The organism is Gilliamella bombi, assembly GCF_900103255.1.
GTDB lineage: Bacteria > Pseudomonadota > Gammaproteobacteria > Enterobacterales > Orbaceae > Gilliamella > Gilliamella bombi.
This window is the reverse complement of the sequence record NZ_FMWS01000042.1, coordinates 35,984-48,715: the sequence shown is the minus strand read 5'-3', so window position 1 is coordinate 48,715 and position 12,732 is coordinate 35,984. Positions and strand designations below refer to the sequence as shown.

The following is a 12,732-nucleotide window of genomic DNA, read 5'->3' as shown; positions in this document are numbered from 1 at the left end:
TCATAAAACAGTATAAAATCCTGAATATTTTTTACAAAATATAACCCCAAAAGTGAATAGTTATGTAAATACCTTATAGTTAGTTTACAACTTAGGTTAAAATTTGTTGCTTGTTTTAGTGTTTTATATCCAGTAAGACTATTGTCAAATAGCCACAAAAAGCGCAAATAATTCCTACAATTAAATATATATCTTATTTATCTCCCTTGTATTTCACTAGCTGGTAGAAGTTTAGTTGCCATTGATAAAATTTAATAATGAAGGTATTAATTGTAAAATTGAAAAAAGTATTAATAATTCAAACTAAAATAATCAGTAAAAATAGCGTACAATAGCGCAATATTAAACACAAGCTTATTATAAATAGATTAGGAATTTAGTATGACCGGCAAATTTATTGTCGTCGAAGGGCTTGAAGGGGCAGGTAAGACCACCGCTATTGATATCGTTTCTCGTATTTTAAATCGACACAATATTGGCGATTTGCAGTTTACTCGAGAGCCAGGTGGAACAGCGATTGCTGAGGCATTACGCAATATTATTAAAAATGGTTTAGATAATGAGCTTTTGACTGATAAAGCCGAATTATTGATGTTATATGCCGCACGTATTCAGCTGATCGATAATGTAATTAAACCAGCACTTCATGCAGGTAGATGGGTTATTGGTGATCGTCATGACTTATCAACGCAAGCTTATCAAGGAGGTGGGCGCCAGTTAGATAAAGTTTTTATGATGACATTGAAAAAACAAGTGTTAGGTGATTTTAAACCTGATCTTACTTTATATTTGGATATTGATCCTCAAATAGGATTAATGCGAGCAAGATCTCGAGGTAAACTCGATCGCATCGAGCAACAGTCATTGCCGTTTTTTGAACGAACTCGTCAAAGTTATTTAGAACTTGCTAAACAAGATAAAACCATCATTACAGTTGATGCAGGAAAATCAATCGACAATGTGAATGGGCAAATTGAACAAATTTTAACTGCATGGTTAACTAAACAGGTTGATATTGAATGATCTTAAATGACTATCCTTGGCTTTCTTTGCCGTATCAGCAATTAGCTTCTGGAATTATGCACAAACGGGCTCATCATGCTTTATTAATTAATTATGTCCAAGGTAGTGGTGAAGATGAGTTTGTTTCAAAGATTGCAAGCCGTTTATTATGCCAATCTTCACAGCAATTGGAGCCGTGCTTAAACTGCCATAGTTGCCAATTATTTTTGTCTCACCATCACCCTGATTATTATGTAATAACCAATGAACAATCTAAACAGTCAATAGGTATTGATCAAATCCGTAAAATATCAAACAAAGTTTACGAAAAATCTCAGCAAGGTGGAAATAAAGTTATTTGGATAAAAAACGCAGCTTTAATGACCGAAGCTGCCGCCAATGCATTGTTAAAAACGTTAGAAGAACCACCAGAAAACACATATTTTATTTTAAGTGATGAACATAACAGCAAATTGCTTCCAACAATTCACAGTCGCTGTTTTTCTTATTTTTTACCTATTCCTAAATTGGAACAATCCATTGAATGGTTAAAAAGTCAACGCAATCAGCAATACAGCGATAATGAGCTTGCTTCAGCATTATTATTGAGCGAAAATGCACCTCTAAAAGCACTTGCACTATTGGTACCTGAAAAGTGGCAACAACGAAAAGCATTTTGTGATCATTTGTTAGAAGTTGTACCACAAAACAATTATTGGCAACTAGCTAAAACCTTTGATCATGAAGAATTTATTGAAAGAGTTATTTGGTTTTGTGCTTTATTAAGTGATGCGCTTAAAGCGAAGCAAAAAGTGGGGCGTTTTATTGTTAATCGTGATCAAGTCCCATTGGTTCGACTGCTCGCCACTAAAAGCAATGAAAAAATTTCTGAGCTCTATAATTTATGGTTGCAGGCAAGAAATCAGTTATTAACTGTTACTGGATTGAATAAAGAATTGATTGTTTATAATGTACTTGCTCAATCCGAATTGATTAGCTAGCAAAAAGTAAAGTATTTTATAAAGGGTTTAGTCAAAAATTTTCAGTAAAGTATACTGTTAAGTAATAAGGATTGCAGTGAGTTATTTATCTATAGAGTTTGGTTTACTCTTTATCGCTTTCTTTGCCTTGTATTGGGGATGTCACTTATCACCCAAAATACAAAATATTCTACTTTTAGTAGCAAGTTATCTTATTGTTGGCAGTTATAGCTGGCAATTTTCGCTTATTCTTTTTATTTATACATGTGCAATCTATTTGTTCTCAGTACTGATTGCTACATCTGAGCGTCACTCAAAACGATGGTTAATTTTAGGATTATGCTTATCAATAATTAATCTGGCGTTGTTTAAATATTTTGATTTTTTTCGTTATGAGTTGCAGGATCTACTTAATTTATTAAATTTACCAGTTTTACTACCTGTTATAACCGTACTAATTCCAATAGGCATCTCATTTTATACTTTCCATTCGGTAAGTTATTTAGTTTCGGTAAAAAAGAAAGAGTTACCCGTCGCTAACTTTTGGGATTTTGCCTTATTTTTGTCTTTTTTTCCAAGTATTATTGCCGGTCCTATTAACCGAGCTAAAGAATTTTTACCTCAAATTAGCATCAGTCAGCCTCGTAAAATTTTAGAGCCATTTCGTGCATTTACGTTGCTTATCTTGGCCGTAATTAAGGTTTACTGTTTAGGTGGTTTAATCAATGAATATTGGGTTAAACCAATATTTGCTAACCCGTTAGAATTTAGTGTAATTGATTTACTAGTAGGTCTTTATTCTTATGCAATGCAAATTTATTTAAATTTTTCAGGGTATACTGATTTAGTTACAGGTATTGCCTTATTGCTAGGATTTCGTTTACCAATTAACTTTAATTTCCCTTATTTAGCATTAAATTTGAGAGATTTTTGGGCACGTTGGCATATTAGCTTATCTCGTTGGATTCGCGATTATATTTATATTCCTTTAGGAGGAAGTCGTCGAGGTTTTATTCGGACTCAAATCAATGTCATGTTGGCAATGTTACTATCTGGATTATGGCATGGCGCTGGCATTAATTTTATTATTTGGGGGGCATGTCACGGCATTGGTATTGTGGCACTCAACATTGGCGATCGTTATTTTGGGCAAGATTGGATAGCTACACGTTCACCATGGATAGCACGGTTATTAACATGGCATTATGTCTGTTTCACATGGTTATTTTTTAATAGTGACAGTTTACCTGATTCAGTAGATTATATGACAGCATTAATGCATAACTTCTTGATAGAACCACATCATGCAGGGGCATTTTTAGTGATTTGTTTCATTTACTTTGCCTACCCGATGTGTAAAACTTTTACTGATTGGTTTATTATGCAGTTAACCAAAATACCGCATTTATATTTACCATTGATTTTTATTTTAATTCTGTGGTTGGTTATTTATATTGCACCATCAGGTATGCCAAACTTTATTTACGCTAATTTTTAATTATATTAATTTAATTATGATGATATATAAAAAATCGTTCTCAAAAAATAATAAAAAACCAAAATCTAGTTTGAAACGGCAACGTCATAAATCGCTGAATAAAAGTGTAATTAAAAAAAATCTTCACAAAAAAACAAACACACCTCTCGTTTTTACTGGCAGCCCTTTATCAGCTCGTTATATATTAGTTATAATGTCTGTTACTGCTATTGCATTAATTGCGATTTATTATAAATCTATATTGATTTATTGCCAGCAAGCATACCATACTGATTTATTTGATGGTAATACGATTGCTTCCCAAGAAATTTCACCACAAGATATTGAAAAAAACTACATTGATGAGCAAAATGATCAAGAACATATAATCACACAAGCATCAACTTCACTTACTCAACCGATTGATGTTGCTTTACCCGTTACTGAAAATAAAACATCCAAGTTAGCAACGGATGAGTTTGATGAGATAAAACAAAATAAAAAAATCGAAGAAGTAGTTACAGACAAAAATCTAAAAAGTGAAGATACTGGTGCGGATTACAATTTAGAGATATATTCTGATACTACTAATCAAAATAAGCAAGAAATAGTATCTGTACTTCAAGATAGGAATGATGAAGTTCATAAGGATATTGAATCAATCCATGAACCACTACCGATTGTTCTAACAAGTAATGATAAGGTATTTTTTGCAGGTGACTCTTTAATGCAAGGCGTTGCACCATATGTAAAAAAAATGTTGTTTAAGCAGTATAAAATAGAAAGTATTGATTTGAGCAAACAAAGTACAGGACTTGCTTATCCAAGTGCCTTCGATTGGCCAAAAACAATTAATGATAATTTAATTGCTGATCCTTCAATAAAATTATTGGTTGTTTTTCTTGGTGCTAATGATCCTTGGGATTTTCCTGTTAAAGGTTATGCCAAATACGCTAAATTTAAATCTGAATTATGGGAAGAGCACTACCGTTTGCGTATTGCATCTATTTTAAATAGTGCTATAGAAAATGATGTTCAAGTACTTTGGCTTGCTGCGCCTTGTATGCGTAAACACAAATTAAATAATGGAATGGTTTATCTAAATAATTTATATAAATCTGAAATAGAAAAAACTCAACAACATTTCTTAACAACAAACGAATTATTGGGTTGCACATACGAAAAGTTCAGTAATTTCATAGAAACCGATAAAGCCAAAATTAAAGTAAGAGTTGATGATGGGGTTCATTTCACACCAACTGGTCAAAAAATTTTGGCAAAAGCGATTATGGAACAAATAATTTATAAAGAATTAGAGGATACCTTTAATGATTAAATCTTTAAAGTATATTATAACCGTAATTGCAGTAACAATTACCGTTGGTTGTAGTGTAGCTGAAAGTAAAACCACCACGGTATCTACTATTGTTGATTTTGGTGATCCTAATGCTAAACAATTTGCAATGCGTTTAAAATCGTTAGAGGATAATAAAAAAACGGATCAAGTGGTCAATATTACTCAATTTGGTGATTCGCATTCAGCCGCTGATTTTTTTACTGGTGAGTTAAGAACATTAATGCAACAAAAGTATGGTAATGCTGGTATTGGCTGGATAACGCCTGTAGCTATAAAAGGACAAAGCCATGCAGCTGTTACGTGGAGTTCTAAAAATTGGAATGTGCTAAGTAGCCGAACTTTAAGTAACTTAGATTTTCCTATGGGTGGTTTTATTGCTAAACCAAATAAAGATTTAGCCACTATCCGAATTACACCAAGAGGCTCTAATAATAAAGATTGGCAAGTTAAGTTAACCTTTAAAACACTTAAAAATAACACAAATTCATTAGCGCTTTATGATGCTAATAATCATAAAATTAATTTAAGCAATACTCCAAAATCAAATACTTGGCAAACAGCTTCGGTTGTTTCTAAAATGCCATTGGTTATAAAAGGTCAAAAAGATATAGAGCTTGGTGGAATTTGGTTGACTCGTTATCAACAACCAGGTGTTATTGTTTCATCTATTGCCACTAATGGAGCTAAACAGACAATTTGGCAAAAGTGGGGGAAAGATTGGTTTAAAGAACTGTCTATATCACAAAGTGATTTAATTATTTTAGAATACGGGACAAATGAAAGTTTTGATGGAGCATTAGATGCTAATCAATATCGAAAAAATTTAGTGAATAATATTAGACTGATTCGTAAAACATTACCCAATGCTACGATCTTGATAATGACACCGCCTGATACTATGGCAAATGAAACAAATATGCCTAAGTCCTTTGCAAAGATAATGGATATTCAAAAACAAGTTGCTAAATCTGAAAAAACATTATTTTGGGATTGGCAAGTGGCAATGGGGGGAAAGTATTCTATTAAGCAGTGGCGAAAACGGGGGTTAGCACGCCCAGATTTAGTGCATCAAACTTTACGAGGTTATAAAGAAAGCGCTCGTATTTTTTATGCTGATTTGAATGAATTTGTTAGAAAGAATAGCTAAGAATTTTGATTAGAAGGAATAAATGAGTTATGGCATCACCAATTATTGTTGCAGTTGATTTTCCAGATGTTAAATCAGCATGGAATTTTATTGATCGTGTAGATCCCAAAGATTGTCGCATTAAAATTGGTAAAGAGCTTTTTACACATGCAGGACCTGACTTTATCAAGCAAATTATGAAAAAAGGTTTTGATGTTTTTTTAGATCTTAAATTCCATGATATTCCAAATACTGTCGCAAAAGCAATTGCTGCAACTGCTGACCTTGGTGTGTGGATGACCAATGTTCATGCTAGCGGTGGTTCACGCATGATGACAGCTGCTAAAGATGCGCTTTATTCATATGGTAAAGATGCCCCTATTTTGATTGCAGTAACAGTATTAACTAGCATGGAGTTAGCAGATCTACAAGAAATTGGTATTAACGTATCACCTTTAGAGCAAGCAACCAGATTAGCAATACTTGCTAAAAACTGCGGGCTTGATGGTGTAGTATGTTCAGCGAAAGAAGTACAAAGTTTTAAAACCCGTTTGGGCAGTGATTTTAAATTGGTGACACCAGGTATTAGACCAGTGGGTACTAATTCTGATGACCAAAGGCGTATTATGACGCCTCAGCGAGCTCAAGCTGCAGGTTCTGATTATTTAGTCATTGGACGCCCAATTACCCAAGCAGAAGATCCTGCTAAAGCTTTACAAACAATTTTAGCAACACTAGATACAAGTAAGAGTTAATAATATTATTATGTCTGATAATTCACTTGTTTACTCGACCGATAAAGGTCGAATTAAACCGACCCAAACACTTATCTCACGCCCTAAGGGAGATGGTATTATTCGAATTCAACGACAAACATCAGGCCGTAAAGGTAAAGGTGTTTGTGTTATTACTGGATTTGATATCGATCATACTCAATTATTACAGTTAGCAGCAGAATTAAAAAAACGTTGTGGTTGTGGGGGAGCAGTTAAAGATGGTGTTATTGAAATACAAGGTGATAAACGTGATTTATTAAAGTCATTGCTAGAAGATAAAGGATTTAAAGTAAAGCTAGCAGGTGGCTGATTTAGTTTATAAAATTAGCGCCCACAATAAAAATGGACGCTAATTACAGCACAATAGATTTTAATTAGAACGATAACTACGCATTTTTTTACTGATCTCTCGACGTTCTTTTGAAATTTCAGCATTTTTAATAATGTAATCATCAACACGATCATCGTAATCGCTTTTCATGTTCGCAATAATTGCTTGAAGCTCTTCATAAGTCATATCTGGTTTAATATATTCGCTCAAGTTTTCAAGTAGCAGTACTCTTTTTTGGTTGTCACGAATTTTCTTCTCGTTATCTGATATTTCACGTTTTAATTTATTCAAACGGCGTGATAAACGAATGTATTCTAATACATCTTGAAACGATGGTGCGGTTGTTTTTTCCTTGTCCATCTATAACCCCTTATTTCAAAAAATGGAAAATAAACTTTTACCAATTATATACCAATAATTTTTTAAGATCATATTAATTATATTTTTAAACAAAATGATATTTCAGTAGATTAGTTATCTGTTGAGTGTTAGCTATTTTAAATTCGATTTTAAGCAGATTTTATTTCTAAATCTTTATCAAAATATTTTTTTATTTTATAAGGTTATTTGCAAAATAACATAAAAATAAAAACAGCTATTAAGAATTAGTGCAAAGTATTGTACAATACCTTCAAATTTGTAAAAAGTGCCAGAATGAGAGAATCATAATGAGCTGGATTGAAAAAATTCTTAGTAAAAATAATATATCGTCAGATCATAAAAAGGCGAATATTCCTGGTGGCGTTTGGACAAAATGCTCTAACTGTGATCAAGTCATTTATCAAGCTGAACTCGATCTTAATTTAGAGGTCTGTCCAAAATGTGATCACCATATGCATATCCCTGCCCGAGTGCGTTTATATCGTTTTTTAGACGAAGGTTCGGATATCGAAATTGGTGCAGATCTTATGCCTAAAGATATCTTAAAATTTAAAGATACTAAAAAATATAAAGATCGATTAACAGCAGCTCAAAAAGAAACTCACGAAAAAGAAGCAATGGTTGTCATGAAGGGAACATTGCTTAGCGTACCAGTAGTTGTTGCTTGTTTTGAATTTGCCTTCATTGGTGGTTCAATGTCTTCTGTTGTTGGTGCATTATTCACTCGCGCCGCAGAGCAGGCCATTGAGGATAAATGCCCTTTAATTTGCTTTTCAACAAGTGGTGGTGCACGAATGCAAGAGGCGCTATTTTCATTAATGCAAATGGCAAAGACGAGCGCTATTCTTGCTAAAATGCAAGATGAAGGTTTACCATATATTTCAGTAATGACCGACCCTACCATGGGAGGTGTATCGGCAAGTCTGGCAATGTTGGGTGACATTAATATTGCTGAACCTAAAGCATTAATTGGTTTTGCTGGTCCACGAGTGATTCAACAAACTGTTCGTGAAACACTGCCAGAAGGGTTTCAACGTAGTGAATTTTTACTTGAAAAAGGGGCAATTGATATGATCATTCATCGCAAAGATATGCGTTCTAAAATTGCCAGTTTAGTAACAAAATTAATGAAACTACCTGATCCGTTTAATGAAGTTACTCTTAACGAGACAGCTTAATTGAGTATGACAAATAACCAACTGAATGCCATGTCAGATCTAAAGACATGGCTTTATTATTTAGAACAACTACATCCTATAACTATTGACTTAGGTTTAGAACGAGTAAAAGCTGTAGCTCAGCGCCTAGATTTATTACAACCAGCGCCTTATATTTTTACCGTTGCTGGCACTAATGGCAAAGGAACAACTTGTCGAACGCTTGAAATGATATTACTTGAAGCGAATTTAAAAGTTGGTGTTTATAGCTCTCCCCATTTATTACGTTTTACTGAACGGGTACGTATTAATAATCAAGAATCAAGTGAACAACAAACCGTAAAAGCCTTTGTAGAAATAGAACAAGCCAGAGGTGATATATCGCTTACCTATTTTGAATATGCAACACTTGCTGCACTTTATCAATTTAAACAAGCAAAATTAGATGTAGTTATATTAGAAGTTGGTCTTGGTGGGCGACTTGATGCAACTAATATCGTTGATGCTGATGTGGCAGTTATTACAACTATTGGTATTGATCATGTTGATTATTTAGGTGATACCCGTGAAAGTATCGGACGTGAAAAAGCAGGCATTTTTAAACCTAAAAGTATTGCTATTGTTGGTGAGCCAGATGTACCAGCATCTATTTTAAATGTGGCTAAATCTGTGAATTGCTCTATTTATAGGGTAAATTGTGATTGGCGTTACCAACAACTTAATAAAGATTTATGGTCATTTGAATCGGCAATAAGACAGTATAAAAATTTACCTATTGCCAATGTTCCTTTAGCTAATGCAGCAACTGCAATTGCAGCTATAAGTTATTCATCACTTAAAATAACACAAGATGAAATAACTAAAGGATTGGCAAAATCAAATTTAATCGGGCGTTTTCAAATTATTCAAACATCGCCACTGGTTATTCTTGATGTAGCACATAACCCACATGCAGCAGCTTATTTAACACAACAATTAGAAAAACTAAAAGCAGAATATTTGCAAGTAGGCAAAGTTAGATTTGTTGTTGGTATGCTTAAGGATAAAGATATTAAAAGTACCTTATCCATCTTAAAAGGTGATAGATGGTATTGTGCTTCACTTTATGGTGAACGAGGTTGTAGTGCTGAAGTATTAAAACAGCACTTATTTAATGAAGGTGAGTTTAATGTATCAGCATTTGATACTGTATCTAAAGCCTATCAAAAGGCAATGCAAGATGCTAAAGAAGATGATATCATCGTGGTATGTGGCTCATTTCATACTGTATCGGATGTGTTAACTGAAATTGAGCATTAAGTGGAATTAGTCATGGTAGACACTCAAGAAAATAATCCCAATAGAGTAAGAAATTGCCTTGTAGGTTTTGCTACATTACTACTTATTATTGCAGCAATAGCCCCGTGGATTATAACGGATAAACCTAACTTACGAACGACAACAACACCAATTTTGCAACCTGAAGTGGTTACGCAGCAAAATCAAGTGGTAGTACCATCTGATGATGTTGATGACAATTTTACCCATAATATATCAGATGTTCCTTACCTATCTGGCTCAGATCAAGATCTAAATTCATCAGTTTCATCTGATATTGTTGATGATACTGACGATTCAACAAATATAACTCAACCTTCAATGTCACAGCAAGAATCTAAACCTTATATGATCCAACTTACGGCTTTAAAAAATAAACAAAAAATAGAAGAGTTAATTGCATTATTACGATTAAATAATTATAGCGTTAGAACAATACCTGATAACCCAGAACCTAATCAGTTAATTAAGTTACAGGTTGGCCCTTATGCTAAAAAAGAGCAAGCTGAACAAGTCATTATTAATTTAAATAACCTAACAAAATTAGAAGGTATTATTATTACTAATTGACCGTTGTGCTACTTGTTTTTAAGTTGTAAAGAATAATTATTATTAATAAAAAGTTGTGAGTTATTATGATGAACTGGGCTGATTTTACGATTATTGGTGTAATTGCTTTTTCTGCATTAATTAGCGTTGTTCGTGGTTTTGTTCGAGAAGCGTTATCATTAGTTAGCTGGATATTAGCTTTTTTTATTTCCAGCCAATTTTATATTTATATTACTGATTATTTAACTTATTTTGATAGTGATGTTATACGTATTGCTGTAGCAATTGTTATTTTATTTATTGCTACCTTATTGGTTTGTTCGATTGTGTCTTATGTTATTGGACAATTATTAAAAAAAACGGGATTATCTGGTACTGATCGTTTATTAGGTATCTGTTTTGGTGTATTACGAGGCGTTTTAGTTGTTGCAGCTATTCTTTTTTTAGTTGATACTTTTACGCCGTTATCACAATCACCTTACTGGATTCAATCTCAGCTAATTCCGCATTTTAGTTTTATTATTCGCTGGTTTTTTGATTTTATACAACAGTCTTCTTCGTTTTTAATACAATAAATTTGGGGTAACCATAGTATGTGTGGTGTTGTTGGTATTGTTGGGAATAGTTCTGTTAATCAATCTATTTATGATGCATTGACTGTTTTGCAACATCGAGGGCAAGATGCAGCAGGTATTGTGACTATCGATAATCAAAATCGATTTCGTTTACGCAAAGCGAATGGTTTAGTCAAAGATGTGTTTCAAGAGCATCATATGCAACGGTTGCAAGGTAATTTGGGCATAGGACATATTCGTTATCCTACCGCAGGTAGCTCAAGCCCATCCGAAGCGCAACCTTTTTATGTCAATTCACCTTATGGTATTGCGCTTGCTCATAATGGAAATTTAACCAATACTGATCAGTTGCGTAATAAAGTGTTCGAACTTGCAAGGCGTCATATTAATACCAATTCCGACTCAGAGGTGCTACTCAATATTCTTGCTAATGAACTTGACAAATTTCCCACCTATCCACTAACTGCCGACAATATTTTTACAGCAATACATAATGTTCATAACATAATTAAAGGCGCATATGCCTGTGTTGCAATGATTATTGGGCATGGTCTTGTTGCTTTTCGTGATCCTTATGGAATACGGCCATTAGTTATTGGTAAACGGGTACTTGAGAATCAGAAAATTGAGTACATGGTTGCCTCTGAAAGTGTAGCATTAGATATTCTCGATTTTGAGTTTATACGTGATGTCGAACCAGGTGAGGCAATTTATATTACTCAAGATGGACAATTGTATTCTCAGCAATGTTCGGATAACCCTCAATATTATCCATGTATTTTTGAATATGTTTATTTTGCAAGACCTGATTCTTTAATGAATGGTGTCTCAGTTTATCAATCACGTATTCAAATGGGGCAAAAATTGGGGGCTAAAATAGCAAGAGAATGGAAAGATGTTGATATTGATGTAGTCATCCCTATTCCCGAAACATCTTGTGATGCCGCTCTTGAAATTGCACGTATTTTAAATAAACCTTACCGGCAAGGGTTTGTTAAAAATCGCTATGTTGGACGCACCTTTATTATGCCAGGGCAAAGCGCACGTAAATTGTCTGTAAGACGAAAACTCAATGCTAACCGTATTGAATTTGAAGGCAAAAATGTCTTATTAGTTGATGATTCGATTGTACGAGGAACAACCTCAAAAGAAATTCTCGAAATGGTACGTTCTGTTGGAGCTAAAAAAGTCTATTTAGCGTCTGCTGCGCCAGAAATCAGGCATCCAAATGTTTATGGGATAGATATGCCAGTTGCCCGTGAACTTATTGCTTATAACCGAACAGTTGATGAAATAGCAAAAAATATTGGTGCTGATAAGGTTATATTTCAAGATTTATCTGATTTAATTAATTCAATTACAGAACAAAACTCCAACATTCATCATTTAGAGTGTTCTGTTTTTGATGGAAAATATGTTACCGAAGGAATTGATGATAGCTATTTATCATTATTAGAACAGAAAAGAAATGAAACTAAAAAATCTTCAGACATTAAAGAATCAGAAAACTTAGAGATTTATAATGAAGGTTAATAAATTGTGAAAATATAAAATACAATATAAAGGCCTAAATTATCAATTAGGTCTTTTTTTTATTTAGAGAATAATTTTATAATTTATTTAGCTAGTTGCCTACAATAAATTCTTTAATATCAAAAGAAATAGCAATTCCTCACTACTCAACTAGATCTACATCCACTATTA

General features: G+C 33.4%; 13 protein-coding genes. 12 read left to right on the top strand and 1 reads right to left on the bottom strand.

Features of this window, described 5'->3' with window-relative positions; all coding sequences use genetic code 11:
* Positions 1–381 precede the first annotated feature (381 nt).
* From tmk to yciH, 7 genes are all read left to right on the top strand, one after another.
* Complete coding sequence (gene tmk / locus B9N71_RS08655; RefSeq protein WP_085165546.1) at positions 382–1,023, top strand: dTMP kinase; 642 nt, start codon at positions 382–384, stop codon at positions 1,021–1,023.
* Positions 1,020–2,003: a DNA polymerase III subunit delta' gene (gene holB, locus B9N71_RS08650; protein WP_065590323.1), complete on the top strand. Its 984-nt coding sequence runs from the start codon at positions 1,020–1,022 to the stop codon at positions 2,001–2,003. Before tmk ends, holB begins: the two co-directional genes overlap by 4 nt.
* A gap of 76 nt (positions 2,004–2,079) precedes the next feature.
* Positions 2,080–3,480 carry an MBOAT family O-acyltransferase gene (locus tag B9N71_RS08645; protein WP_065590324.1) on the top strand — a complete coding sequence of 467 codons (1,401 nt, stop codon included), beginning with the start codon at positions 2,080–2,082 and terminating at the stop codon, positions 3,478–3,480.
* 16 nt (positions 3,481–3,496) lie between these two features.
* Positions 3,497–4,795 carry an SGNH/GDSL hydrolase family protein gene (locus tag B9N71_RS08640; protein ID WP_143422096.1) on the top strand — a complete coding sequence of 433 codons (1,299 nt, stop codon included), beginning with the start codon at positions 3,497–3,499 and terminating at the stop codon, positions 4,793–4,795.
* Entirely contained in the window at positions 4,788–5,963 is a 1,176-nt protein-coding gene (locus B9N71_RS08635; protein ID WP_065610250.1) for a GDSL-type esterase/lipase family protein, read from the top strand. Before B9N71_RS08640 ends, B9N71_RS08635 begins: the two co-directional genes overlap by 8 nt.
* Positions 5,964–5,992: 29 nt before the next feature.
* Complete coding sequence (pyrF, locus tag B9N71_RS08630) at positions 5,993–6,697, top strand: orotidine-5'-phosphate decarboxylase (protein WP_034910287.1); 705 nt, start codon at positions 5,993–5,995, stop codon at positions 6,695–6,697.
* Between the two features lie 10 nt (positions 6,698–6,707).
* Positions 6,708–7,028, top strand: a complete 321-nt coding sequence (gene yciH, locus B9N71_RS08625) for a stress response translation initiation inhibitor YciH (protein ID WP_085165542.1) — start codon at positions 6,708–6,710, stop codon at positions 7,026–7,028.
* Positions 7,029–7,088: 60 nt separating this feature from the next.
* On the opposite strand, the gene tmaR is transcribed toward yciH, so the two are convergent.
* Positions 7,089–7,409 (bottom strand): PTS system regulator TmaR, encoded by a 321-nt coding sequence (gene tmaR, locus B9N71_RS08620; RefSeq protein WP_085165540.1) that lies wholly within the window; start codon positions 7,407–7,409, stop codon positions 7,089–7,091.
* Between the two features lie 308 nt (positions 7,410–7,717).
* Here tmaR and accD point away from each other — a divergent pair, with 308 nt between their 5' ends.
* The 5 genes from accD to purF all read left to right on the top strand — a co-directional run bounded on the left by accD (position 7,718) and on the right by purF (position 12,561).
* On the top strand, positions 7,718–8,608 hold the full coding sequence (gene accD / locus B9N71_RS08615) for an acetyl-CoA carboxylase, carboxyltransferase subunit beta (RefSeq protein WP_085165539.1): 891 nt from the start codon (positions 7,718–7,720) through the stop codon (positions 8,606–8,608).
* 6 nt (positions 8,609–8,614) lie between these two features.
* The gene (gene folC, locus B9N71_RS08610) at positions 8,615–9,886 is read left to right on the top strand and encodes a bifunctional tetrahydrofolate synthase/dihydrofolate synthase (protein ID WP_065590329.1); all 1,272 of its coding nucleotides are present in this window, start codon (positions 8,615–8,617) and stop codon (positions 9,884–9,886) included.
* 12 nt (positions 9,887–9,898) lie between these two features.
* A complete protein-coding gene (locus B9N71_RS08605; RefSeq protein ID WP_085165538.1) occupies positions 9,899–10,474 on the top strand; it encodes an SPOR domain-containing protein in 576 nt (191 codons plus the stop codon).
* 68 nt (positions 10,475–10,542) lie between these two features.
* On the top strand, positions 10,543–11,028 hold the full coding sequence (locus B9N71_RS08600; protein WP_085165571.1) for a CvpA family protein: 486 nt from the start codon (positions 10,543–10,545) through the stop codon (positions 11,026–11,028).
* Between the two features lie 18 nt (positions 11,029–11,046).
* Positions 11,047–12,561, top strand: a complete 1,515-nt coding sequence (gene purF, locus B9N71_RS08595) for an amidophosphoribosyltransferase (protein ID WP_065590331.1) — start codon at positions 11,047–11,049, stop codon at positions 12,559–12,561.
* Positions 12,562–12,732: the final 171 nt, after the last annotated feature.